Below are 25713 nucleotides of genomic sequence, written 5' to 3'. Positions count from 1 at the left end.
GGTAGAATGCCGGTTTTGCCCCCAGCAGGAGCCGGCCCCATGTCGTCCTTCGCCGAAACCATCGAGAACATCACCCCGGAAATCTACGAGAGCCTCAAGCTCGCCGTGGAGATCGGCAAGTGGCCGGACGGCCGCAAGCTCACCCAGGAGCAGAAGGAGCTGTGCCTGCAGGCGATGATCGCCTGGGAGCTGCAGAACCTGCCCGAGGACCAGCGCACCGGCTACATGGGCCCGCAGGAGTGCGAGTCCCACGCCGAGCCGATCCCCAACATCCTCTTCTCGTCCAATTCGCTGCACTGATGGCCGGGCTTTGATGGAAGAGCTAGGACGCGGCGCCCTGAGCAAGATGTCGGCGCGCCTTGAAAGCCCCGTGCAGTACGCCTTCCGCCTCGGCGAGGCGGAAATCGCGGTCAACCCGCTGATCGGCAGGACCCTGCGCCTGGAATACCTGGGCGCCATCCACTGCTGCCATTGCGGGCGCAAGACGAAGAAGAGCTTCAGCCAGGGCTACTGCTACCCCTGCTTCACCAAGCTGGCGCAGTGCGACAGCTGCATCGTCAGCCCGGAGAAGTGCCACTACGACGAGGGCACCTGCCGCGAGCCGGCGTGGGGCGAGCGCTTCTGCATGACCGACCACGTGGTCTACCTGGCCAACTCCTCGGGTGTGAAGGTGGGCATCACCCGCGCCACCCAGGTGCCGACGCGCTGGATCGACCAGGGCGCGCGCCAGGCGCTGCCGATCCTGCGGGTGGCCACGCGCCAGCAGTCCGGGCTGGTGGAAGACCTGCTGCGCAGCCAGGTGGCCGACCGCACCAACTGGCGCGCCCTGCTCAAGGGCGAGGCCGAGCCGCTGGACCTGGCGGCCATCCGCGAGCAGCTGTTCGACCACTGCGCCGAGGGCCTGCGCGAGTTGCAGCAGCGCTTCGGCCTGCAGGCCATCCAGCCGGTGAGCGACATCGAGCCGATCGAGATCCGCTATCCGGTGGAAGCCTACCTGGCCAAGATCACCAGCTTCGATCTGGACAAGACGCCGGTGGTGGAGGGTACCCTGCAAGGCATCAAGGGCCAGTACCTGATCTTCGACACCGGCGTCATCAATATCCGTAAGTACACAGCTTATCAGCTAGCCATCAGCTATAAGCCTCAAGCGGCAAGCTGAGCCGGCGAACCACGAACTTGCGGCTTGAAGCTCGAAGCTTGAAGCTGCCCGGAGGGCCACATGCGCACCGATCAACCGAAAGTCATCTACCTCAAGGACTACCAGGCGCCCGAGTACCTGATCGACGAGACCAACCTGACCTTCGAGCTGTACGAGGACCACACCCTGGTCCACGCGCAACTGGTCATGCGGCGCAACCCCGAGCGCGGCGAGGGCCTGCCGCCGCTGGTGCTCGACGGCCAGCAGCTGGAGCTGCAATGGGTGGCCCTGGACGACCGCGTGCTGGAAGAGGGCGACTACCAGCTGGACGAGAACCACCTGACCCTGCAGCCGACCGCGAAACAGTTCACCGTCGACAGCACCGTGCGCATCCACCCGGAGAAGAACACCGCGCTGGAAGGCCTGTACAAGTCCGGCAAGATGTTCTGCACTCAGTGCGAGGCCGAGGGCTTCCGCAAGATCACCTACTACCTCGACCGCCCGGACGTGATGAGCAGCTTCACCACCACCGTCTCGGCCGAGCAGCATCGGTACCCGGTGCTGCTGTCCAACGGCAACCCGGTGGCCAGCGGCTCGGAAGAGGACGGCCGCCACTGGGCCACCTGGCAGGACCCGTTCAGGAAGCCGGCCTACCTGTTCGCCCTGGTCGCCGGCGACCTCTGGGCGGTGGAAGACACCTACACCACCCTGAGCGAGCGCGAAGTCGCCCTGCGCATCTACGTCGAGCCGGAAAACATCGACAAGTGCCAGCACGCCATGGACAGCCTGAAGAAGGCCATGCGCTGGGACGAGAAGGTCTACGGCCGCGAGTACGACCTGGACATCTTCATGATCGTCGCGGTCAACGACTTCAACATGGGCGCCATGGAGAACAAGGGGCTCAACATCTTCAACTCCAGCTGTGTGCTGGCCAAGGCCGAGACCGCCACCGACGCCGCGCACCAGCGCGTCGAGGGCGTGGTGGCCCACGAATACTTCCACAACTGGTCGGGCAACCGCGTGACCTGCCGCGACTGGTTCCAGCTGTCGCTCAAGGAAGGCTTCACCGTGTTCCGCGACAGCGAGTTCTCCGCCGACATGAACTCGCGCACCGTCAAGCGCGTCGAGGACGTGGCCTTCCTGCGCACCAACCAGTTCGCCGAGGACGCCGGCCCCATGGCCCACCCGGTGCGCCCGGACTCCTTCATCGAGATTTCCAACTTCTACACCCTGACCGTCTACGAGAAGGGTTCGGAAGTGGTGCGCATGATCCACACCCTGCTCGGCGCCGAGGGCTTCCGCAAGGGCACCGACCTGTACTTCGAACGGCATGACGGCCAGGCGGTGACCTGCGACGACTTCGTCAAGGCCATGGAAGACGCCAACGGCGTCGACCTGACGCAGTTCAAGCGCTGGTACAGCCAGGCCGGCACCCCGCGCCTGGCGGTGGAGGAAAGCTACGACGCCGCCACCCAGAGCTACACCCTGACCTTCCGCCAGAGCTGCCCGCCGACCCCGGGCCAGAAGGACAAGCAGCCCTTCGTCATCCCGGTGGAAATGGGCCTGCTCGACCACCTGGGCAACCCGCTGCCGCTGCGCCTGGCCGGCGAGGAACACGCCCACGGCAGCAACCGCGTGCTGCAGGTGACCGAGGCGGAGCAGTCCTTCACCTTCGTCGGCCTGGCCGAGAAGCCGCTGCCGTCGCTGCTGCGCGGCTTCTCCGCGCCGGTGAAGCTGAGCTTCCCCTACGACCGCGACCAGCTGATGTTCCTCATGCAGTACGACGAGGACGGCTTCAACCGCTGGGAAGCCGGCCAGCAGCTATCGGTGCAGGTGCTCCAGGAGCTGATCGGCCAGCACCAGCGCGGCGAGCAGCTGGTGCTCGACGAGCGCCTGATCGCTGCCTTCCACACCCTGCTGCAGGACAACGCCCTGGACCAGGCGATGGTCGCCGAGATGCTCTCGCTGCCCAGCGAGGCCTACCTCACGGAGCTGAGCGAAGTGGCCGACGTCGAGGCCATCCACGCCGCCCGCGAATTCGCCCGCAAGCGCATCGCCGAGGCCCTGCGCGAGCCGCTGTGGCAGCGTTACCAGGCCAACCGCGAAGCCTCGCGCAAGACGCCGTATCTGGCCGAGGCCGAGCACATCGCCCGGCGCAGCCTGCAGAACATCGCGCTGTCCTACCTGATGCTGGTGGGCGGCGACGAAGTGCTGGCGGCCTGCCTCGAGCAGTACGAGGCCTGCGACAACATGACCGAACGCCTGACCGCCCTGGCGGTGCTGGTCAACTCGCCGTACGACGACGAGAAGGCCAAGGGCCTGGAAATGTTCGCCGACTACTTCAAGGACAACCCGCTGGTGATGGACCAGTGGTTCAGCGTGCAGGCCGGCTGCACCCTGCCCGGCGGCCTGGAGCGCGTGCAGGCGCTGATGGGCCACCCGGCCTTCACCCTGAAGAACCCGAACAAGATCCGTGCCCTGATCGGCGCCTTCGCCAACCAGAACCTGGTCAACTTCCACCGCGCAGACGGCGCGGGCTACCGCTTCCTGGCCGACCAGGTGATCACCCTCAACGCGCTCAACCCGCAGATCGCCTCGCGCCTGCTGGCGCCGCTGACCCGCTGGCGCAAATACGCCCCGGCGCGCCAGGCGCTGATGCGCGCCGAGCTGGAGCGCATCCTGGCCTCCGGCGAGCTGTCCAGCGACGTCTACGAGGTGGTCAGCAAGAGCCTCGCCTGACGCCGTTCCCGGCTGACGGAAAAAAGGTGTTATCGGCCCCGCCGGTAACACCTTTTTTTCGCCTGTGGATTTGTGGGCGCAGCGCCGGGATGCTTTTCGTAGGATGGGTTGAGCCTGCGATACCCATCGGACCATGGTGATGGGTATCGCTTCGCTCAACGCCATCATACGGCGGTGCTCCTTTTGCCATGCAGAAGCAACTGCCTCGCCGCAGCGCCGAGGCGCTTTTCGTAGGATGGGTTGAGCTTGCGATACCCATCGGACCATGGTGATGGGTATCGCTTCGCTCAACGCCATCATACGGCGGTGCTCCTTTTGCCATGCAGAAGCAACTGCCTCGCCGCAGCGCCGAGGCGCTTTTCGTAGGATGGGTTGAGCTTGCGATACCCATCGGACCATGGCGATGGGTATCGCTTCGCTCAACGCCATCCTACGGTTCTCCGGACAGCCCCCTCTCCCGCTTGCGGGAGAGGGTTGGGGAGAGGGCGCTCTTAACCTCAACGCACGCAGCCGCCGGCAACCCCCGTTCGCGAGCAAGCTCGCTCCTACGGGAAAGCATCCGCCCGCCGACCGAGCCAAGCTCCCAAGTGTTCCCGCGAGCGCTTCCAGGTACCCGGAAATACCCGGAGTGTTACCGTCGGTATCTTTTTTCCTGTGCGCTGGAGGCCGCGTGGCTACTGGGCTGCAGCTTTCCCTAGTCCTTTCGGATGACTCCCGCTGCGCTTAACAAAAGATAACGTGCCTTTAATTGTCAGGCTGCAGAAAGGCTGGCATATAACGACCACTCCCTATCCGCCTGCAATAAAAACAAAGAGGTAAGGCTATATGCGTGAGCATCTGCGGCACGCCACCGGCGAGCTGTCCGTGCGTTCGTCCGGGCTCTCGGTTTCCGCCACCCAGTCCCCCCTGCGCAAATCGCTTTCGCTGCTCGGCGCGTTCTCGCTGCTGTGGCTGGCGGCCGCGCCGCTGCATGCCGGCGCGAGCGAAGCGCCGGCCAGCGACACCGATGGCTACGCCATCGCTTCGGCCAAGGCCCCGAGCAGCCTGCTGCTGAGCGTCAGCCACGCCGGCAAGCGCCTGGTGGCGGTCGGCGACCGCGGGCACATCCTCTATTCCGACGACAACGGCAAGACCTGGACCCAGGCCAAGGTGCCCACCCGGCAGATGCTCACCGCCGTGTACTTCGTCAACGACAAGAAGGGCTGGGCGGTCGGCCACGACGCGCAGATCCTCGCCAGCGAGGACGGCGGCGCCACCTGGACGCGCCAGTTCGAAGACCTCAAGCGCGAAGCGCCGCTGCTGGACGTGTGGTTCCAGGACGAGAACCACGGCCTGGCCGTGGGCGCCTACGGCGCCATGCTGGAAACCCACGACGGCGGCAAGAGCTGGGAAGACGTCAGCGAACGCCTGGACAACGAAGACCAGTTCCACCTCAACGGCATCGCCGCGGTGAAGGATTCCGGCCTGCTGGTGGTGGGCGAATCCGGCAGCCTGTTCCGTTCGAAGGACTGGGGCGCCACCTGGGAGAAACTGCAGGGCCCCTACGAGGGTTCGCTGTTCGGCGCCGTCGGCACCGCCCAGCCCGGCACCGTGCTGATCTACGGCCTGCGCGGGCACCTGTTCCGCTCCACCGACTTCGGCGACACCTGGCAACAGGTGGCGCTGCCCATCGCCGGTGACGGCACCCTGGAGTTCGGCCTGGCCGAAGGCTCGCTGCTGCCCGACGGCAGCATCGCCGTGGTCGGCAACAGCGGCAGCGTGCTGGTGAGCAAGGACGACGGGCGCACCTTCAACATCTTCAACCGGCCCGACCGCCTGGCGCTGGCCGGGGTCGGCGCGGCCGGCGACGGCAACCTGGTGCTGGTCGGCCAGGGCGGCATCCACCTGGCTTCGGCGACCGGCGCCGAGCTGACAGAACAACAATGAGCCGGGGAAGCGCTATGAACGCAGTCAACTCGCATCACCAGGACAAGGCGACCCTGCTCGAACGCCTGATCTTCAACAACCGCCCGATCGTTATCATCCTCTGCCTGCTGGCGACCCTGTTCCTCGCCTTCCAGGCGACCCAGGTGCGGCCGTCCACCAGCTTCGAGAAGATGATCCCGCTCAAGCACCCGTTCATCCAGAACATGCTGAGCCACATCAACGACCTCTCCAACCTCGGCAACACCGTGCGTATCTCGGTGGAAGCGGTGAACGGCGACATCTTCACCAAGGAATACATGGACACCCTGCGGCAGATCCATGACGAGGTGTTCTATATCCCCGGCGTCGACCGTTCCGGCCTGAAGTCGCTGTGGAGCCCCAGCGTGCGCTGGACCGAGGTGACGGAAGAGGGCTTCGCCGGCGGCGAGGTCATCCCGCAGACCTACGACGGCTCGGCCAAGGCCCTGGACAAGCTGCGCGACAACGTCCTCAAGTCCGGCCAGATCGGCCGCCTGGTGGCGAACAACTTCAAGTCCAGCATCGTCGACGTGCCGCTGCTGGAGGTCTACCCCGACGCCCAGGACCAGAGCAAGCTGCTGAAGCTGGACTACCGCCAGTTCTCCCATGAGCTGGAAGAGAAGATCCGCGACAAGTACCAGGCGCAGAACCCCAACGTGAAGATCCACATCGTCGGCTTCGCCAAGAAGGTCGGCGACCTGATCGACGGCCTGGTCATGGTGGTGGGCTTCTTCGGCATCTGCTTCGTCATCACCCTGGTGCTGCTGCTGTGGTTCACCAAGTGCGTGCGCTCCACCATCGCCGTGCTGTCCACCACCCTGGTGGCGGTGATCTGGCAGCTCGGCCTGTTGCACACCATCGGCTTCGGGCTGGACCCGTACTCGATGCTGGTGCCCTTCCTGATCTTCGCCATCGGCATTTCCCACGGGGTGCAGAAGATCAACGGCATCGCCCTGCAGTCCAGTGACGCGGAAACCCCGCTGCTGGCCGCGCGGCGCACCTTCCGCCAGCTGTTCCTGCCCGGCATGATCGCCATCCTCGCCGACGCCGTGGGCTTCATCACCCTGCTGGTGATCGACATCGGCGTGATCCGCGAACTGGCCATCGGCGCCTCCATCGGCGTGGCGGTGATCGTCTTCACCAACCTGATCCTGCTGCCGGTGGCGATCTCCTACATCGGCATCAGCAAGCGCGCCGTGGAGCGCAGCAAGAAGGACGCCGTGCGCGAGCACCCGTTCTGGCGCCTGCTGTCCAACTTCGCCAGCGCCAAGGTGGCGCCCATCTCCATCCTGATCGCCCTGGTGATGTTCGCCGGCGGCCTCTGGCAGGGCCACCACCTGAAGATCGGCGACCTCGACCAGGGCGCCCCGGAACTGCGCCCGGACTCGCGCTACAACCAGGACAACGACTTCATCATCCGCAACTACTCCACCAGCTCCGACGTGCTGGTGGTGATGGTCGAGTCGGCGGCCGAGGGCTGCTCCAGCCACCAGACGCTGCAGGCCATCGACGAGCTGTCGTGGAAGCTGGAGAACACCGAGGGCGTGCAGTCGGCCATCTCCCTGGTCACCGTGTCCAAGCAGGTGATCAAAGGCATGAACGAGGGCAACCTGAAGTGGGAAACCCTGTCGCGCAACAAGGACGTGCTGAACAACTCCATCAGCCGCGCCGACGGCCTGTACAACAGCGCCTGCTCGCTGGCGCCGCTGCTGGTGTTCCTCAACGACCACAAGGCCGAGACCCTCGACCGCGCCGTGCACGCCGTGCAGGAGTTCGCCAAGGACCACGAGAAGGATGACCTGAAGTTCAAGCTCGCCGCGGGCAACGCCGGCATCGAGGCGGCCACCAACGAGGTGATCAAGCAGTCCGAGCTGATCATCCTGGTGCTGGTGTACATCTGCGTGGCGGTCATGTGCATGATCACCTTCCGCTCCTTCACCGCGACCCTCTGCATCGTCCTGCCGCTGATCCTCACCTCGGTGCTGGGTAACGCGCTGATGGCCACCCTCGGCATCGGCGTGAAGGTGGCGACGCTGCCGGTGATCGCGCTGGGCGTGGGCATCGGGGTGGACTACGGGATTTATATTTACACCCGCCTGGAGACCTTCCTGCGCCAGGGCCTGTCGCTGCAGGAGGCCTACTACGAGACGCTGAAGTCCACCGGCAAGGCCGTGCTGTTCACCGGCCTGTGCCTGGCCATCGGCGTGGCCACCTGGATCTTCTCGGCGATCAAGTTCCAGGCCGACATGGGCCTGATGCTGACCTTCATGCTGCTGTGGAACATGTTCGGCGCGCTCTGGCTGCTGCCGGCCCTGGCCCGCTTCCTGATCAACCCGGAGAAGGTCCGGGCGAAGAAGGCCTCGATCCTGGTCCACTGATCCTGGCGTGACCCGGAAAACCGCGGCTCCGGCCGCGGTTTTTTTTGCTTGCCGGGGCGACGGCGGATCCACAGACGGGAAATATCCGGATGTGTAGGAGTGGGCCCTGCCCGCGAATCGCGCGCAGGGCGCGCTCCTACAAGGAAGCGCTGCCGAGGTGCTTTTCGTAGGAGCGAGCTTGCTCGCGAACGGGGTTTGCAGGGGACTTTAGGTGCTGGGCTTTAGAGCGCCCTCTCCCCAACCCTCTCCCGCAAGCGGGAGAGGGGGCTGTCCTGAGCGGCCGGAAAATCCGCAGCAATCCTGATACTCCTCCTGGCTACGTCGCCACTCCCAGCGTAGGGCGAATAACCGTTCGCGGTTATCCGCCGTTGGCCTTGGCCGCCCCCCGGGATTTCGTCGGAAATCCGCGCCACACCTGGCTCCGGAAAAGTTGGAACACTTCCTGCACATACCCTGTCGGCGCCACTCTCGGCGTCAAAAGTTTGTTGTACCAGGGTAGGGGAGTTCGGGGTGGATCGTACGCAATTGATCGGAACAGTGCGCAGCAACCTGGCCGGCCTGGGCCGTGGCAACCTGGGTGTGCCGCTGCTGCTGCTGGCGATGCTGGGCATGATGACCCTGCCGATCCCGCCGTTCCTGCTGGACGTGCTCTTCACCTTCAACATCGCCCTGTCCATCGTCGTCCTGCTGGTCTGCGTGTACGCCCTGCGGCCGCTGGACTTCGCCGTGTTCCCGACCATCCTGCTGGTCGCCACCCTGCTGCGCCTGGCGCTGAACGTCGCCTCCACCCGCGTGGTGCTGCTTCACGGCCACGACGGCCACGCCGCCGCCGGCAAGGTGATCCAGGCCTTCGGCGAAGTGGTGATCGGCGGCAACTACGTGGTCGGCATCGTGGTCTTCGCCATCCTCATGATCATCAACTTCGTGGTGGTCACCAAGGGCGCCGGGCGTATCTCCGAGGTGAGCGCACGCTTCACCCTCGACGCCATGCCCGGCAAGCAGATGGCCATCGACGCCGACCTCAACGCCGGCCTCATCGAGCAGGCCGAGGCCAAGAAGCGTCGCGCCGAGGTGGCCCAGGAAGCCGACTTCTACGGCTCCATGGACGGTGCCTCGAAATTCGTCCGCGGCGACGCCGTCGCCGGCCTGCTGATCCTCTTCATCAACCTGATCGGCGGCGTCGCCATCGGCGTGATCCAGCACTCCATGTCGTTCGGCGACGCCGGCAAGGTCTACGCCCTGCTGACCATCGGCGACGGCCTGGTGGCGCAGCTGCCGTCGCTGCTGCTGTCCACCGCCGCGGCGATCATGGTGACCCGCGTGTCTTCCTCCGAGGACATGGGCCAGCAGGTCAACCGGCAGATGTTCGCCTCGCCCAAGGCGCTGGCCATCTCCGCCGCCATTCTCATCGCCATGGGCCTGGTCCCGGGCATGCCGCACGTGTCCTTCATCGGCCTCGGCGCCGTGGCCGCCGGCGGCGCCTGGATGATCGTCCAGCGCCAGCGCAAGGCCGCCCAGGCCGAGGTCCAGGAAGCCCAGCGCCAGCAGGAACTGCTGCCGGCCCAGCGCAGCCAGGAAACCAAGGAGCTGGGCTGGGACGACGTCACCCCGGTGGACATGGTCGGCCTGGAGGTCGGCTACCGGCTGATCCCCCTGGTGGACCGCAACCAGGGCGGCCAGCTGCTGGCGCGGATCAAGGGCGTGCGCAAGAAGCTGTCCCAGGACATGGGCTTCCTGATGCCCTCGGTGCATATCCGCGACAACCTTGACCTGCTGCCCAACGCCTATCGTTTGACGCTCATGGGCGTCAGCGTGGCGGAAGCGGAGATCTACCCGGACCGCGAGCTGGCGATCAACCCCGGCCAGGTGTTCGGCACCCTCAACGGCATCGCCGGCAAGGACCCGGCCTTCGGCCTGGAAGCGGTGTGGATCGAGCCCGGCCAGCGCGACCAGGCGCAGTCCCTGGGCTACACCGTAGTGGACGCCAGCACCGTGGTCGCCACCCACCTCAACCAGGTGCTGCACAAGCACGCCCACGAGCTGCTCGGCCACGAGGAAGTCCAGCAACTGCTGCAACTGCTGGCCAAGACCTCGCCGAAGCTGGCGGAAGAGCTGGTTCCGGGGCTGATTTCCCTGTCGACGCTGCTCAAGGTCCTGCAGAACCTGCTGCAGGAGCAGGTGCCGGTGCGCGACATCCGCACCATTGCCGAGGCCATCGCCAACGTTGCCGCCAAGAGTCAAGATCCCGCCGCCATGGTGGCAGCGGTACGCGTGGCGCTGAGCCGCGCAATCGTCCAAGGCATTGTGGGACTAGAGCCGGAGCTGCCCGTGATCACCCTGGAGCCCAGGTTGGAACAGATCTTGCTCAACAGTATGCAGAAGGCCGGGCAAGGTTCGGAAGACGGCATTCTGCTGGAGCCGGGCATGGCGGAAAAACTGCAACGCTCGCTGGTCGAGACCGCGCAGCGCCAGGAAATGCTCGGCAAGCCGGCGATCCTGCTGGTGGCCGGGCCGATCCGCGCGATGATGTCGCGTTTCGCGCGGATGGCGGTGCCGAGCATGAGCGTGCTGGCCTACCAGGAAATTCCGGATAACAAGCAAGTCACCATCGTCGCCACCGTTGGACAGAACTGAAGGACAGCGCCATGCAGGTTAAACGCTTCTTCGCCGCCGATATGCGTCAGGCCATGAAACTGGTCCGTGACGAGCTGGGCGCGGATGCCGCCATCATCGGCAACCGCCGGGTCGCCGGCGGTGTCGAGCTGACCGCGGCGCTGGACTATCAACCGCCGGCAGCGGCCAGCAAGCCGAACCCGGCGCTGGAGGCCGAGCTGCGCCAGACCCAGGCGCGCATCGCCCAGGCCCGCGCCGAGCTGGACAGCCCGGTGCGCGCCGCCGCCACCGCGCGCAAGGACCGTCAATTGTACGGCGCCGAGCCGGCCAAGCGCCCGAGCCTGGCCGAGGCCATGGCCGCCCCGGCGCCCGCCGCCGCGCCGGCCGCCGTCAGCCAGCAGGCGCTGGATGCCATGCGCTTCGAACTCAACGGCCTGCGCGAACTGCTCGAAGTGCAGCTGGGCTCCATCGCCTGGAGCCAGCTGCAGCACCAGCGCCCGAAGCAGGCCGGCCTGTGGCGCCGCCTGCAGCGCATGGGCCTGCCGGCGGACCTGAGCCGCCAGTTGCTCGAACGCGTGGCCTCCATCGCCGAGCCCAAGCAGGCCTGGCGCATGCTCCTGGCCCACCTGGCGCGCTCGATCCGCACCCCCGAAGAAGACCTGCTGGAGCAGGGCGGGGTGATCGCCCTGGTCGGCCCGGCCGGCATGGGCAAGACCACCACCCTGGCCAAGCTGGCGGCGCGCTACGTCCTCAAGTACGGTGCGCACAACCTGGCGCTGGTCAGCATGGACAGCTTCCGCCTGGGCGCCCAGGAGCAGATCAAGTCCCTGGGCCGCATCCTCAACGTGCCGGTGAGCCTGGTCGACCCCGGCCAGTCGCTGCTGCAGGCCATGGCGCCGCTGGCGGGCAAGCGCCTGGTGCTGATCGACACCGCCGGCCTGCCGGCCAGCGACCCGGCGCTGCGCATGCAGCTGGAAGCCCTGGCGGCGCAGAGCCTGAACGTGAAGAATTACCTGGTGCTGGCCGCGACCAGCCAGAGCCAGGTGCTCAAGGCCGCCTTGCACGCCTATCGCAGCTGCGGCCTGGCCGGCTGCATACTGACCAAGCTGGACGAGGCGGGCAGTCTGGGCGAGGCCCTGGCGCTGGCGATAGCACAACGCTTGCCGGTTGCCTATCTGGCGGACGGGCCGCGAATTCCGGATGATCTGCAGGTGGCGCGCGCGCACCAGCTGGTCAGCCGCGCGGTCAGCCTGCAGGCTCCGGAGGAGCCGTGCGAAGACACCATGGCCGGCATGTTCGCCGGCCTCTATCAGCAGCCGGCGCGACACGTCGGCTGACGGATTCCAGGGGCGCCCCCGCACGCGGGGGCGCCAGGCGGATACGGATGCTCGAGCAGATCCGTAAGCGCTGGTGGCGGGAGAGCACCGCGACCGGCAGACCCAGGCGCCAGCCGCGCCGGGGACGATGAAGAGACAAGGTAAGACTATGGGTATGCATCCCGTTCAGGTAATCGCGGTCACCGGTGGCAAGGGTGGCGTCGGCAAGACCAACGTCTCGGTGAACCTGGCGATGGCGCTGGCCGACCTCGGCCGCCGCGTCATGCTGCTGGACGCCGACCTCGGCCTGGCCAACGTCGACGTGCTGCTGGGGCTTTCGCCCAAGCGCACCCTGGCCGACGTCATCGAAGGCGAATGCGACCTGCGTGACGTCATCCTCCAGGGCCCCGGCGGCATCCGCATCGTCCCGGCGGCCTCGGGCACGCAGAGCATGGTGCAGCTCTCGCCCATGCAGCACGCCGGGCTGATCCAGGCCTTCAGCGACATCAGCGAGAACATCGACGTGCTGCTGGTGGACACTGCCGCCGGCATCGGCGATTCGGTGGTCAGCTTCGTCCGCGCGGCCCAGGAAGTGCTGCTGGTCGTCTGCGACGAACCGACCTCGATCACCGATGCCTATGCGCTGATCAAGCTGCTGAACCGCGACTACGGCATGACGCGCTTCCGCGTGCTGGCGAACATGGCGCACAGCCCGCAGGAAGGGCGCAACCTGTTCGCCAAGCTGACCAAGGTCACCGACCGCTTCCTCGACGTGGCGCTGCAGTACGTCGGCGCCATCCCCTACGACGAGTCGGTGCGCAAGGCCGTGCAGAAGCAGCGCTCGGTCTATGAAGCCTTCCCGCGCAGCAAGGCCTCGCTGGCCTTCCGCGCCATCGCCCAGAAAGTCGACAGCTGGCCGCTGCCGGCCAACCCGCGCGGGCACCTGGAGTTCTTCGTGGAGCGCCTGGTGCAGCATCCCACCACGGGTTCGACCGTATGATGAGCGGCTCCGGAGCGCTTATGTACAGCAAGACGCAGGCGCGCAATGCCCAGGAAGAACTGATCCAGCGCTATGCGCCGCTGGTCAAGCGGATCGCCTACCACCTGCTGGGCCGGCTGCCGGCCAGCGTGCAGGTGGAAGACCTGATGCAGGCCGGGATGATCGGCCTGCTCGAGGCGGCGAAGAAGTACGACCAGGGCAAGGGCGCCAGCTTCGAGACGTACGCCGGCATCCGCATCCGCGGGGCCATGCTCGACGAGGTGCGCAAGGGCGACTGGGCGCCGCGTTCGGTGCACCGCAACACCCGCATGGTGAGTGACGCCATCCGCACCATCGAGGCGCGGACCGGACGCGATGCTAAAGATCAGGAGGTCGCTGCCGAACTCAATATGAGTCTCGACGATTACTACGCGATCCTGAGCGACACCCAGGGCAGCCGCCTGTACAGCTTCGACGACCTGCTGCAGGAAGGCGCCCAGGGCCCGGCGGAAGACACCACGCACCTGGACAACGAGCCCTCCCACGGCCTGGAGGACGAGCGTTTCCAGCAGGCGCTGGCCGACGCCATCACCAAGCTGCCGGAGCGCGAGCGCCTGGTGCTGGCGCTGTACTACGACGAGGAGCTGAACCTCAAGGAGATCGGCGAGGTGCTCGGGGTCAGCGAGTCGCGCGTCAGCCAGCTGCACAGCCAGTGCGCCGCGCGCCTGCGGGCCCGGCTTTCGGAGTGGCGGGCGCACTGAGCGACCGGTGGGCGCAAGGAAGTAACGGTTTTTTCCGGCGGGGCGTATAGAATCCCGTCGGTTCGACACTGCTGGCCCTTTGCTATGAGGGCGGCGAAAAGGGCGGGGCACCCCGCCACCGACAAGCAACACGGCAGGCGCCGCCAAGGGCGCCCGCCCAAGGGTATTCAAGGCGCGCCCGCCACGGCGCGCCGGGACTGGACGGAGGCAGGTTTGGACAAGAACATGAAAATTCTCATCGTGGACGACTTTTCCACGATGAGGCGCATCATCAAGAACCTCCTGCGTGACCTGGGGTTCACCAACACCGCGGAAGCCGATGACGGCACCACCGCGCTGCCCATGCTGCACAGCGGCAACTTCGACTTCCTCGTCACCGACTGGAACATGCCCGGCATGACCGGCATCGACCTGTTGCGCGCGGTGCGCGCCGACGAGCGCCTGAAGCACCTGCCGGTGCTGATGGTCACCGCCGAGGCCAAGCGCGACCAGATCATCGAAGCGGCCCAGGCCGGGGTCAACGGCTACGTGGTCAAGCCTTTCACCGCCCAGGTGCTGAAAGAGAAGATCGAGAAGATATTCGAGCGGGTCGGCGGCTGAAGCCGACCAAGAGGGCGTCATGGATCTCGTCAACGAATCCAAGGGGGGCGACTTCGAGTCGACCCTGAAGAAACACGCGCGCGAATTGGTCGAGAGCCTGGAGCGCGGCGAAGTGCAGCAGGCCGTGCAGCTCATCCAGGAGCTCAACGAAGCCCGCGACCGCGGCCTCTACCAGGAGGTCGGCAAGCTCACCCGCGAGCTGCACAACGCCATCGTCAATTTCCAGATCGACCCGCGCTCGCGCCACGCCGAGGAAATGTCGCAGATCGCCGACGCCACCGACCGCCTGTCGTACGTGGTGCAGATGACCGAGAAAGCGGCCAACCGCACCATGGACCTGGTGGAAGAGTGCACGCCGCTGGTCGGCCACATCGAGGGCGAGGCCAAGGAGCTGCAGGAACAGTGGTCGCGCTTCATGCGCCGCGAGCTGGGCCCGGAGGCCTTCCGCGAACTGGCCAAGCGCGTCGAGGCCTTCCTCTACAGCAGCGCCCAGGACAGCCGCAAGCTCTCCGCGCACCTGAACGACATCCTCCTGGCGCAGGACTTCCAGGACCTCACCGGGCAGGTGATCAAGCGCGTCACCAGGCTGGTCACCGAGGTGGAGAGCAACCTGGTCAAGCTGGTCTGGATGGCCGGGCAGGTGGATCGCTACGCCGGCATCGAGCACGACCACGAGGGCCTGCGCACGGCCGTGGAAAAAGAAAGATCGTCCAAGGGTGAAGGTCCGCAGGTTGCTGCCGATAAGAGAGTGGACGTCGTATCCGGTCAGGACGATGTCGATGACCTGTTGTCCAGCCTTGGTTTTTGAGGTGTGTGAACACACCGTGGGGAGCACCGAATGAGCTTCGACGCCGATGATGAGATCCTCCAGGACTTTCTGGTGGAGGCCGGCGAGATTCTCGAGCAACTGTCCGAGCAACTCGTCGAGCTGGAAAGCCGGCCCGACGACATGGACCTGCTCAATGCCATCTTCCGTGGTTTCCACACCGTCAAGGGCGGCGCCGGCTTCCTTCAGCTGAACGCCCTGGTGGAGTGCTGCCACATCGCGGAGAACGTCTTCGACATCCTGCGCAAGGGCGAGCGCCGCGTCACCTCCGAGCTGATGGACGTGGTCCTGCAGGCGCTGGACACGGTCAACGTCATGTTCGCCCAGGTCCGCGACCAGGAAGAGCCGACCCCTGCCACCCCGGAACTGCTCGCCGCGCTCGCGCGCCTGGCCGAGCCGGGCGACGACGACGCCGTCGAAGCCGCGCCCCAGGAACAGGAAGAAGCCGCCGCGCCGCAGCCCGCCGCCGAGCCGGCCGCCTATGGCGACATCACCGACGCCGAGTTCGAGCAGCTGCTCGACGCCCTGCAGCCGGGCAGCCAGGCCGCGCCGGCCGAACAGCCGCCGCAGGCTGAAGCGCCACAGGCCGAGGCTGCCGGCGCCGGCGACGAGATCACCGACGACGAATTCGAAGCGCTGCTCGACCAGTTGCATGGCAAGGGCCAGTTCAGCGGCGCCAGCAGCCAGCCGGAAGAGCCGGCCGCCGCGCCCGCTCCGGCCGAAGCGCCGGCCGCTGGCGACGAGATCACCGACGACGAGTTCGAGGCGCTGCTCGACCAACTGCACGGCAAGGGCAAGTTCGGCGGTGCGACGGAAGAACCCGCCGCGCCTGTCGCCTCCGCTGCGCCGGCCGAAGCCGAGGCGCCCGCCGCTGGCGGCGACAACATCACCGACGACGAATTCGAAGCGCTGCTCGACCAGTTGCACGGCAAGGGCAAGTTCAGCGCCGACGCCGCTGCCGCGCCGGCCCCCCAAGCCGCCCCCGCGCCGGCCAAGGCTGCCGAGTCGGCCGCCGTAGCCAAACCCAAGCCCGCGCCCAAGCCGGCCGCCAAGCCCGCGGAGAGCCCGCGCCCGGCCGCGGCTCCCGCGCCGGCCCACGAAAAGAGCGCCAGCGAGGCGGAAACCACGGTGCGCGTGGACACCGCGCGCCTGGACGAGATCATGAACATGGTCGGCGAGCTGGTGCTGGTGCGTAACCGCCTGGTGCGCCTGGGCAGCAACAGCGGCGACGAAGCCATGGCCAAGGCCGTGGCCAACCTCGACGTGGTCACCGCCGACCTGCAGATGTCGGTGATGAAGACGCGCATGCAGCCGATCAAGAAGGTCTTCGGACGCTTCCCGCGGCTGGTGCGCGACCTGGCGCGCAACCTGAAGAAAGAGATCAACCTGGAGCTGGTGGGCGAGGAAACCGACCTGGACAAGAACCTCGTCGAGGCCCTGGCCGACCCGCTGGTGCACCTGGTGCGCAACGCCGTGGACCACGGCATCGAGTCGCCCGAGGAGCGCGAGGCCGCCGGCAAGGCGCGTGGCGGTCGGGTGGTGCTGTCCGCCGAGCAGGAGGGCGACCACATCCTGCTGTCGATCTCCGACGACGGCAAGGGCATGGACCCGGACATCCTCCGCGCCAAGGCGGTGGAGAAGGGCCTGCTGGACAAGGACGCCGCCGAGCGCCTGAGCGAGTCCGACTGCTACAACCTGATCTTCGCCCCGGGCTTCTCGACCAAGACCGAGATTTCCGACGTGTCCGGCCGCGGCGTCGGCATGGACGTGGTGAAGACCAAGATTTCCCAGCTCAACGGCATCATCAACATCTACTCGGCCAAGGGCCAGGGCTCGAAGATCGTCATCAAGGTGCCGCTGACCCTGGCGATCATGCCGACGCTGATGGTGATGCTGGGCGACCAGGCCTTCGCCTTCCCGCTGGTCAACGTCAACGAGATCTTCCACCTCGACCTGTCGCGCACCAACGTGGTCGACGGCCAGGAAGTGGTGATCGTCCGCGACAAGGCCCTGCCGCTGTTCTACCTCAAGCGCTGGCTGGTGCCGGGCGCCGAGTGCGACGAATCCAGCGAGGGCCACGTGGTGATCATCTCGGTGGGCACCCAGCGCATCGGCTTCGTGGTCGACCAGTTGGTGGGCCAGGAAGAAGTGGTGATCAAGCCCCTGGGCAAGATGCTCCAGGGCACCCCCGGCATGGCCGGGGCGACCATCACCGGCGACGGGCGCATCGCGTTGATCCTCGATGTGCCGAGCATGCTCAAGCGCTACGCGCGGCGTATCTGATCCGGCGCGCGGGGACGCCCGCGCGCCCGCAAGGCTTTAATCAGGAGTGTTTATGGCTGTCAAAGTCCTGGTAGTGGACGATTCGGGATTCTTCCGCCGCCGCGTCTCGGAGATTCTTTCCGCCGACCCGCAGATCCAGGTGGTCGGCACGGCCACCAACGGCCGCGAGGCGATCGAGCAGGCGCTGGCGCTCAAGCCCGACGTCATCACCATGGACTACGAGATGCCGCTGATGGACGGCATCACCGCGGTGCGCAACATCATGCAGCGCTGCCCGACGCCGGTCCTGATGTTCTCCTCGCTGACCCACGAAGGCGCCCGCGTCACCCTCGACGCCCTGGACGCCGGCGCGGTGGACTACCTGCCGAAGAACTTCGAGGACATCTCGCGCACCCCCGAGAAGGTGCGCCAGCTGCTCTGCGAGAAGGTCCACAGCATCGCCCGCGCCAACCGCCGCTATGCCTCCGTCCTCAGCACGCCGAGCAGCAGCGCCAGCGCCCCGGCGCCGGCCAGCGCCGCGCCGCGCGCCTCCACACAGCCGGCGCCTGCCTCGGCCCCGGCGGCCTCCACGGCGCCAAAGCGTAAGCCCTACCGGCTGGTCGCCATCGGTACTTCCACCGGTGGGCCGGTAGCCTTGCAGCGGGTGCTGACCCAACTGCCGGCCAACTTCCCCGCGCCGCTGGTGCTCATCCAGCACATGCCGGCGGCCTTCACCAAGGCCTTCGCCGAGCGCCTGGACAAGCTCTGCAAGATCAGCGTCAAGGAAGCCGAGGACGGCGACCACCTGCGCCCCGGCCTGGCCCTGCTGGCGCCCGGCGGCAAGCAGATGATGATCGACTCGCGCGGGGTGGTGCGCATCCTCCCCGGCGACGAGCGCCTGAACTACAAGCCCTGCGTCGACGTCACCTTCGGCTCGGCGTCCAAGGCCTACGGCGACAAGGTCCTGGCGGTGGTGCTCACCGGCATGGGCGCCGACGGCCGCGAGGGCGCGCGCATGCTCAAGCAGAGCGGCAGCCAGGTGTGGGCCCAGGACGAGGCCAGCTGCGTGATCTACGGCATGCCCATGGCCATCGCCAAGGCCGGCCTGGCCGACGCCGTGTACAGCCTCGACGACATCGGCCGGCACCTCTCCGAGGCCTGTGGCTGATGGATGTGCTGAGCCTGGTCGGCCTGATCCTCGCGCTGGTCGCCATCATCGGCGGCAACTTCCTCGAGGGTGGGCACATCGGCGCCCTGGCCAACGGCCCGGCGGCGCTCATCGTGGTCGGCGGCACCCTGGCCGCGGCCCTGGTGCAGACCCCGGTGCTGGTGCTCAAGCGCGCCCTGAGCCTGCTGCGCTGGATAGTGCTGCCGCCGAAGGTCGACCTGGCCGGCGGCATCAACCGCGTGGTGGGCTGGAGCATGACCGCGCGCAAGGAAGGCCTGCTGGGCCTGGAGACCATCGCCGACGCCGAGCCCGACCCCTACGCCCGCAAGGGCCTGCAGCTGCTGGTGGACGGCGTGGAGCCGGAGGCCATCCGCAGCATCCTCGAAGTCGACCTGTTCAACCAGGAAGGCCGCGACCTGCAGGCCGCCAAGGTGTTCGAGGCCATGGGCGGCTATGCGCCGACCATCGGCATCATCGGCGCGGTCATGGGCCTGATCCACGTGATGGGCAACCTGGCCGACCCCAGCCAGCTGGGCAACGGTATCGCCGTGGCCTTCGTCGCCACCATCTACGGCGTGGGCATGGCCAACCTGCTGCTGCTGCCGGTGGGCAACAAGCTCAAGAGCCTGGTGCTGCGCCAGTCCAGCTACCGCGAGATGCTCATGGAAGGCCTGCTGTCCATCGCCGAGGGCGAGAACCCGCGCTCCATCGAACTGAAGCTGCAAGGCTTCGTCGGCTGAGGGGCGCTGCGCCATGGCCCGTCGACCGCCCCGCGAGGAGCACGAGAATCACGAGCGCTGGCTGGTGTCCTACGCGGACTTCATCACCCTGCTGTTCGCCTTCTTCGTGGTCATGTACTCCATCTCCTCGATCAACGAGGGCAAGTACAAGATCCTCTCCGAGACGCTGACCGGCGTGTTCAACCAGCCGGACCGTTCGATCAAGCCGATCCCGGTGGGCGACGACCGCCCGCGCACCACCCAGCAGCCCAACGACGCCATGCAGCAGGGCGGCGACGACAACGTCGACGGCGACCCGCTGACGCAGATCGCCGACGCCGTGCGCGAGCAGTTCGGCGACCTGATCGGCAGCGACCAGCTGAGCGTGCGCGGCAACGAACTGTGGATCGAGATCACCCTCAACTCCAGCCTGCTGTTCCCCAGCGGCGACGCCATGCCGGCGGACGCCGCCTTCGGCATCGTCGAGAAGGTCGCCAGGATTCTGGCGCCCTACCAGAACCCCATCCACGTCGAGGGCTTCACCGACAACGTGCCCATTCACAACGCCCAGTATCCCACCAACTGGGAGTTGTCCACGGCGCGGGCAGCGAGCATAGTCCGCCTGCTGGCCCAGGACGGTGTCGCCCCCTCGCGCCTGGCCGCGGTGGGCTACGGCGAGTTCCAGCCGGTGGCGGACAACGCCAGCGCCGAGGGCCGCGCGCGCAACCGCCGGGTGGTGCTGGTGATCTCCCGCAACCTGGAAGTGCGCCGCAGCGTGAGCGGCGTGGGCAGCGCCAAGGCGCAGCCCGACGGCGCCCTGCGCCAGGCTGGCACGCAACCTGCACCGGTGGCTGCCAGTGGTGCGCCCGCGGCCGGAGGCGTCAATTCCCCGCCGCCGGCGCCGACTCCTGGAAGCTGAGAAAGATGAAGTACATGAACCGAGCATACGGACCGGGGAGAGCAGCATGAAAGTCTGGGCGGTAGCCAACCAGAAGGGCGGCGTCGGCAAGACCACCTCGTCCATCGCCCTGGCCGGCCTGCTGGCCGACGCCGGCAAGCGCGTGGTGGTGGTCGACCTCGACCCCCACGGCTCCATGACCAGCTACTTCGGGCACGATCCGGACACCCTGGAGCACAGCGTCTTCGACCTGTTCCAGCACCAGGGCGCGGTGCCCGAGGGCCTGCCGCGGCAACTGCTGCTGCCCACCAGCCACGAGAAGATCGCCCTGCTGCCGTCGAGCACCGCCCTGGCCACCCTGGAACGCCAGTCGCCCGGGCAGAACGGCCTGGGCCTGGTGATCTCCAAGGCCCTGGCGCAGCTGTGGCAGGACTTCGACCACGCCATCATCGACAGCCCGCCGCTGCTGGGCGTGCTGATGGTCAACGCCATGGCCGCCAGCCAGCACCTGGTGATCCCGGTGCAGACCGAGTTCCTCGCCCTGAAGGGCCTGGAGCGCATGGTCAACACCCTCAACATGGTCAACCGCTCGCGGCGCCAGGCGCTGCCCTTCAGCATAGTGCCGACGCTGTTCGACCGCCGCACCCAGGCCTCCATCGGCGCCCTGCGCATGCTGCGCGACACCTACCCGGAGACCCTCTGGCCGGCGTTCATCCCGATCGACACCCGCCTGCGCGACGCCAGCCGCCACGGCGTGGTGCCGTCGCGCCACGACGCCAACAGCCGCGGGGTGATCGCCTACCGCGCGCTGCTCAAGCACCTGCTCGGCCAGGTGCCGGCGAGCCAGGTGGCCTGAGCGATGTTTTTCCGACGGCTGCCTTCAAGTCCGGGCCCGGTCCAGCCGATAGACTGGGTGAACCCTTTGCGCGGATTTTCTGCATGAGCCGTTCCGCTACCGCCACACGCCCCCAGCTCGCGCTGCAGTCCTACCTGGACGCGCTGCTGCAGGAGGCCACATTCGACGATTTCGAGGTCGAGGCGCCGGCCCCCGCGCCGGCCGCCCCGGTCCTGGCCGCCGTGCCGGCACCCGCGCCGGTTGCCGAGCCCGAGCCCGTCAGCAGCGTCAGCCTCGACGAGTTCGAGGCCGCGGTGCTCGAGGAGCAGGTGCGCGATGCCCACCGGGTCACCCGTGCCGCTGTTCCGCTGCCGCTGGCCGAGGTTCCGCTGCCCGTCGAGCCGGTGATCGAATCCGCGCTGCCGGTGGAAGCGGCCGACGAGGTGATCGACCTGCACCGCCCGGGCAGCGCGCAGATGCCCCCGGCGCCGCTGGCGCTGCTCGACGACGGCCGCCCGGAGTGGGCCGCCGAGCCCTTCGAGTGCCTGCTGTTCGACGTCGCCGGGCTGACCCTGGCGGTGCCGCTGGTGTGCCTGGGCTCGATCTACCCGCTGGCCGGCAAGGAACTGACGCCGCTGTTCGGCCAGCCGGACTGGTTCCTCGGCATCCTGCCCAGCCAGTCGGGCAACCTGAAGGTGCTGGACACCGCGCGCTGGGTGATGCCCGAGCGCTACCGCGACGACTACCGCGAGGGCCTGCAGTACGTGATCTCCGTGCAGGGCTACGAATGGGGCCTGGCGGTGCACCAGGTCAGCCGCTCGGTGCGCCTGGACCCGTCCGAGGTGAAATGGCGCAGCCAGCGCCAGCAACGCCCGTGGCTGGCCGGCACGGTGATCGAACAGATGTGCGCGCTGCTCGACGTTTCGGCCCTGGCCGGGCTGATCGACAGCGGCGCGCTCCGCAGCCAGGCCCGTCACTGACGGGCCGGCAACGCAATTGAACGACAACCGCCGCGCTACCCTTCAAGCGTGGCCGAACACGAGAGGCTAGGGATATGAACAAGACGTCTGCGCAAGGTGCCGAGGATCCGATCCTGCAGTGGGTCACCTTCCGTCTGGACAACGAGACCTATGGCATCAACGTGATGCAGGTCCAGGAAGTGCTGCGCTACACCGAGATCGCCCCGGTGCCGGGCGCGCCCAGCTACGTGCTGGGGATCATCAACCTGCGCGGCAACGTGGTCACCGTCATCGACACCCGCCAGCGCTTCGGCCTGGCCCCGGCGCCGGTCTCGGACAACACCCGCATCGTCATCATCGAGGCGGACAAGCAGGTGGTGGGCATCCTGGTCGACAGCGTCGCCGAGGTGGTCTACCTGCGCCAGTCGGAGATCGAGACCGCGCCCAACGTCGGCAACGACGAGTCGGCCAAGTTCATCCAGGGCGTGTGCAACAAGAACGGCGAGCTGCTGATCCTGGTCGAGCTGGACAAGATGATGACCGAGGAAGAGTGGTCGGAGCTGGAGAGCATCTGAGGTGCTCGAGCTCGTCATCCTGCTCGCCGTCGCCTGCCTTGGGCTGGGCGGCTTCTGCGCCTGGCTGCTGCAGGGGCAGCGCCGCCAGGCCGCGCAACTGGCCGAGCAGGCCACGCGCCAGGCCGCCCTGGAACAGCGCCTGAAGGAGCTGGCCAAGCGCAGCGAGGCCTACCAGCGCGTCAACGTGCGCATGGGCGAGGAGCTGGGCGAGCTGCGCAAGCAACTGGCCAACCTGCCCGAGCGCCTGGCGCGCCTGGAGCAGCGCGACCCCACCAGCCTGTCCTTCAGCCAGGCCGCGCGCCTGGCCGGGATGGGCGCCTCGGCCGCCGACCTGGCCCAGGCCTGCGGGCTGTCCCAGGCCGAGGCGGAGCTGATCACCCGCCTGCACAGCGGCCACAAGCCCGAGGAATGATGCCGGGCGGCCGCTCGGTATACCCTTAGGTGCTTTTCGGATTTGTCCGATCTCTTTCCTCAGAAGCTGTCTTTACAGTGGCTGCTGTCGCCATCTTCGAGGAAATCGCCATGTTGCCGCTGTCGCGCCGCACCCTGGTGTTCTGCCCGCATCCCGGCTGTCTGCAGCAGTACGGCATCCTGCTGAACCGCCTGGAAGTCTTCCACCTGAGCCTGTGCGTGAGCCTGGCCGAGGTGGACCAGGCGCTGTCCGGCGGGCAGCACTACAACCTGTTCATCTATGACAAGTTCAGCCTTTGCGAGGACGACCTCGCGACCCTGCTGCACCTGAGCCGCAACCCGCAGATCCAGCAGTTCCTGCTGGTCGGCAGCTTCAGCGACACGCAGCGCCGCGAACTGCTGGACTGGGCCTGGAACCAGCACGTGCCGCTGCTGCAGGTGCTGGAACGGCCCTTCAGCCTCGGCCAGCTGCGCGCGGTGGTCGCCAGCCTCGTCGACTATTCCGAAGCCGACCAGGGAAGCTTCCCGGGTGCCCATCCGCTGGTTCCCAGCGAAGCCCCGTCGCTGAAGCCGGTCCACGGCATGCCGGAGTGGCCGGCGCGCGGATAGGGCTGGCGTTCGCCAAGCCATGCCATCGATAGCGAAGGCACTTCACCCCGAAGTGCCTTCGTTGTTTCTCTAGGGCCGCAACATCAAGGCCTTCGCGGCGTCCTGCGGCGCTCGCGGCGGCGGGCTCTTGCCCTTGAGGTACCAGGCGAAGGCGATGATCTCCGCCAGGGTGCGGTACAGCGGCTCGGGGATGGCGTCGCCCAGTTCCAGGCGGGCCAGCAGGCGCACCAGTTCTCCGTTCTCGTAGATCGGCACCTCGTGTTCGCGGGCGATGGCGAGGATGGCTTCGGCCAATTCGGCGTCGCCCTTGGCGCTCAGCGTCGGGGTGTTCTGCCCGTCGTAGTTGAGGGCGATGGCCTGGCGCGGCGCAGTCTGTTTCTTCATGCCTTTTCGTCCACCCAGCGTTGTTCCAGCGCGGTGCGTGCGCCTTGTGGCGCGCGGCCTTTGTTGCAGCACAGTTCGCGCACGGTGAAGCCGGCGTCCTGCAGGCGCTGGCGCAGGTAGCCGAGTTCGCTTTCCATCAGGCTCGCGGTGCTTTCGCGTTCGGCCCAGAACTGGCTGCTCAGGCCCAGCGGCGCCAGGGTGGCCTGGACCTGCAGCGGCCCCAGCGGGTCGAGGTCGAAGGCCAGGTCGATGCGCCACAGGCTTTCCCGCGGCTGTTCCGGGTCGTTGGATTCGCGCCGGTCCTCGTGCTGGATGCGCACCTGCAGCGGTACCAGCGAATCCTCGGTGCGCATGGGCACCTCCATCTGCCAGGTGTGCAGTTGGCCGCCGCCACGCAGCGGCTCGCTCTGCACCAGGCTGCTCAGCTGGTGCGTCTGCAGCCGCGCCACGGCGGCCGCGGCCAGTTTCAGCAGCGACTCCAGGTCGTCTTCGTCTTCCAGCTTCTGCAGCATGCGCGAGGGCAGAGGGAAATCCGCCTGCTGCAGGCGCGGGCTGCCGTTCTGGTTGAGCGCGCCCAGGGCATTGCGCACGAACGCCGGCAGGCTGCTGGCCAGGTTGGCGGCGGCGTTGTTGGCGAGGTTCGCCAGCAGGCCCGGCGTGGCGTTGCCCTGTTCGGCGGGCAGCAGTTGGCCGAGCAGGCGCAGCAGGTTGGCCTTGAAGTCGCCCGGCAGCGGCGCCAGTCCCTGCAGCAGGCGCGCCTCGAGGAAGCCGCCGCTCTGTTGCAGGGCCTGGGCCAGGCCCTTGGCGTCGCTCAACTGGCGCACGTCGGGCAGGCCGGCGAGCAGGCGCTCGACGGCGCCGCGCAGGGTCTCGGGCAACTGGTTGCCGGCCTTCAGCGCCAGCAAGTTGTCGAGCAGGCCCTCGGTCGAGGCCTGGCGGGCCTGCTGGGTGCCCAGCTGGCTGGTCAGTTCGAGGCGGTCGAGGCGCCCGGCCAGGGGCAGGAAGAGCAGGGCGCGGCTGTCCTGGACCTGGGCGCTGAGCAGGCTGCCGGCCTTCAGCGGGCGCGCCGAGTCGATGTCCAGCAGGCGGCCGGCCAGGGGGCCGCCGAGCAGGCTGAGCAGCACCCGGTAGCTGGCCGGCTGCGCCGGGGTGCCGCCCTGGGGCGTGCTGGACAGTACCTTGCCCTGCAGCAGGCTGCCCACCGGCAGTTGTTCCAGGTCGAGGCTGTCCAGCGGCGGCAGGTCGCCCAGCGCCTGCTGGGCGCTGGAGAGCAGGGTGGCGGCCAGGCTGGTGGCGCTCAGGGCGGAGATGTTCAGGGTGCTGCCCTGGGGCAGGGCCTGCGGGCTCTCGGCGGTGACCAGCGTCTGCTGGCCGCCAGCCAGGGTCAGGCGCAGCAGCAGCTGGAAGTTGTAGGCCGCCTGCTTCACGCCCAGCACCTCGGCCTGGGCGCTCTGCCCGGGCGGCAGCAGGTCGCCCAGGCTGCGGGCGAGCGTGAGCGACAGCTGCGCGGCGTTCTGCACGGAGCGGCTGGCCGTGGCCATGGGGAGCGGGCGGGAAGCGCCAATCTCGCTCGGCATCTGCGTCCTTCAGGGCTTGCGG

The 25713-nt window shown here is 67.5% G+C and carries 22 protein-coding genes; 20 read left to right on the top strand and 2 right to left on the bottom strand.

Translation table 11 applies throughout. From position 1 onward, the window contains the following. Positions 1–39: 39 nt before the first annotated feature. The 20 genes from FG99_RS03970 to FG99_RS03875 all read left to right on the top strand — a co-directional run bounded on the left by FG99_RS03970 (position 40) and on the right by FG99_RS03875 (position 23730). Entirely contained in the window at positions 40–300 is a 261-nt protein-coding gene (locus FG99_RS03970) for a YeaC family protein (RefSeq protein ID WP_009621084.1), read from the top strand. 13 nt (positions 301–313) lie between these two features. Then, positions 314–1159, top strand: coding sequence for a DUF2797 domain-containing protein (locus FG99_RS03965; protein WP_043267450.1), 846 nt, complete (start codon positions 314–316; stop codon positions 1157–1159). Between the two features lie 60 nt (positions 1160–1219). Next, positions 1220–3877 carry an aminopeptidase N gene (gene pepN, locus FG99_RS03960; RefSeq protein ID WP_043267448.1) on the top strand — a complete coding sequence of 886 codons (2658 nt, stop codon included), beginning with the start codon at positions 1220–1222 and terminating at the stop codon, positions 3875–3877. 825 nt (positions 3878–4702) lie between these two features. Then, the gene (locus tag FG99_RS03955; protein ID WP_043267446.1) at positions 4703–5803 is read left to right on the top strand and encodes a WD40/YVTN/BNR-like repeat-containing protein; all 1101 of its coding nucleotides are present in this window, start codon (positions 4703–4705) and stop codon (positions 5801–5803) included. A gap of 14 nt (positions 5804–5817) precedes the next feature. Beyond that, positions 5818–8199: an efflux RND transporter permease subunit gene (locus tag FG99_RS03950; RefSeq protein WP_009621088.1), complete on the top strand. Its 2382-nt coding sequence runs from the start codon at positions 5818–5820 to the stop codon at positions 8197–8199. A gap of 510 nt (positions 8200–8709) precedes the next feature. Next, positions 8710–10833 (top strand): flagellar biosynthesis protein FlhA, encoded by a 2124-nt coding sequence (gene flhA, locus FG99_RS03945; RefSeq protein ID WP_009621090.1) that lies wholly within the window; start codon positions 8710–8712, stop codon positions 10831–10833. An 11-nt stretch (positions 10834–10844) separates the two neighbouring features. Beyond that, positions 10845–12149 (top strand): flagellar biosynthesis GTPase FlhF, encoded by a 1305-nt coding sequence (flhF, locus tag FG99_RS03940; RefSeq protein ID WP_043267444.1) that lies wholly within the window; start codon positions 10845–10847, stop codon positions 12147–12149. A gap of 127 nt (positions 12150–12276) precedes the next feature. After that, complete coding sequence (fleN, locus tag FG99_RS03935; protein WP_370311049.1) at positions 12277–13128, top strand: flagellar synthesis regulator FleN; 852 nt, start codon at positions 12277–12279, stop codon at positions 13126–13128. After that, a complete protein-coding gene (fliA, locus tag FG99_RS03930) occupies positions 13125–13868 on the top strand; it encodes an RNA polymerase sigma factor FliA (protein ID WP_043267440.1) in 744 nt (247 codons plus the stop codon). The genes fleN and fliA overlap by 4 nt, the downstream gene beginning before the upstream one ends. A 225-nt stretch (positions 13869–14093) precedes the next feature. Continuing rightward, positions 14094–14468 carry a chemotaxis response regulator CheY gene (locus FG99_RS03925; protein WP_009621098.1) on the top strand — a complete coding sequence of 125 codons (375 nt, stop codon included), beginning with the start codon at positions 14094–14096 and terminating at the stop codon, positions 14466–14468. 19 nt (positions 14469–14487) lie between these two features. Then, the gene (locus tag FG99_RS03920) at positions 14488–15276 is read left to right on the top strand and encodes a protein phosphatase CheZ (protein ID WP_009621100.1); all 789 of its coding nucleotides are present in this window, start codon (positions 14488–14490) and stop codon (positions 15274–15276) included. Between the two features lie 30 nt (positions 15277–15306). After that, on the top strand, positions 15307–17577 hold the full coding sequence (locus FG99_RS03915) for a chemotaxis protein CheA (protein WP_043267437.1): 2271 nt from the start codon (positions 15307–15309) through the stop codon (positions 17575–17577). Positions 17578–17629: 52 nt separating this feature from the next. Beyond that, positions 17630–18724, top strand: a complete 1095-nt coding sequence (locus FG99_RS03910) for a protein-glutamate methylesterase/protein-glutamine glutaminase (RefSeq protein ID WP_043267435.1) — start codon at positions 17630–17632, stop codon at positions 18722–18724. Next, positions 18724–19464, top strand: coding sequence for a flagellar motor protein (locus tag FG99_RS03905; RefSeq protein ID WP_009621106.1), 741 nt, complete (start codon positions 18724–18726; stop codon positions 19462–19464). Before FG99_RS03910 ends, FG99_RS03905 begins: the two co-directional genes overlap by 1 nt. 13 nt (positions 19465–19477) lie before the next feature. Then, the gene (gene motD, locus FG99_RS03900; protein WP_043267433.1) at positions 19478–20362 is read left to right on the top strand and encodes a flagellar motor protein MotD; all 885 of its coding nucleotides are present in this window, start codon (positions 19478–19480) and stop codon (positions 20360–20362) included. A 46-nt stretch (positions 20363–20408) separates the two neighbouring features. After that, a complete protein-coding gene (locus tag FG99_RS03895) occupies positions 20409–21197 on the top strand; it encodes a ParA family protein (RefSeq protein WP_009621108.1) in 789 nt (262 codons plus the stop codon). Positions 21198–21280: 83 nt separating this feature from the next. Next, positions 21281–22156 carry a CheW domain-containing protein gene (locus FG99_RS03890; protein WP_043267431.1) on the top strand — a complete coding sequence of 292 codons (876 nt, stop codon included), beginning with the start codon at positions 21281–21283 and terminating at the stop codon, positions 22154–22156. Positions 22157–22230: 74 nt separating this feature from the next. Continuing rightward, positions 22231–22710, top strand: coding sequence for a chemotaxis protein CheW (locus FG99_RS03885; protein WP_009621111.1), 480 nt, complete (start codon positions 22231–22233; stop codon positions 22708–22710). Between the two features lies 1 nt (position 22711). Beyond that, positions 22712–23122: a DUF2802 domain-containing protein gene (locus FG99_RS03880; RefSeq protein ID WP_009621113.1), complete on the top strand. Its 411-nt coding sequence runs from the start codon at positions 22712–22714 to the stop codon at positions 23120–23122. A gap of 77 nt (positions 23123–23199) precedes the next feature. After that, positions 23200–23730, top strand: coding sequence for a hypothetical protein (locus FG99_RS03875; RefSeq protein ID WP_051878429.1), 531 nt, complete (start codon positions 23200–23202; stop codon positions 23728–23730). 69 nt (positions 23731–23799) lie between these two features. Here the strand turns inward: FG99_RS03875 and FG99_RS03870 are convergent, their stop codons facing one another. Both FG99_RS03870 and FG99_RS03865 read right to left on the bottom strand, forming a co-directional pair. Continuing rightward, positions 23800–24114 carry an EscU/YscU/HrcU family type III secretion system export apparatus switch protein gene (locus FG99_RS03870; RefSeq protein ID WP_009621117.1) on the bottom strand — a complete coding sequence of 105 codons (315 nt, stop codon included), beginning with the start codon at positions 24112–24114 and terminating at the stop codon, positions 23800–23802. Next, a complete protein-coding gene (locus FG99_RS03865; protein WP_043267429.1) occupies positions 24111–25691 on the bottom strand; it encodes a flagellar hook-length control protein FliK in 1581 nt (526 codons plus the stop codon). Before FG99_RS03865 ends, FG99_RS03870 begins: the two co-directional genes overlap by 4 nt. Positions 25692–25713: the final 22 nt, after the last annotated feature.

Origin of the sequence: Pseudomonas sp. AAC (assembly GCF_000725445.1) — a bacterium.
Classification (GTDB): domain Bacteria; phylum Pseudomonadota; class Gammaproteobacteria; order Pseudomonadales; family Pseudomonadaceae; genus Pseudomonas; species Pseudomonas citronellolis.
Note: the sequence above shows the minus strand (reverse complement) of the source record. Positions and strands in the feature narration are given on the sequence as shown.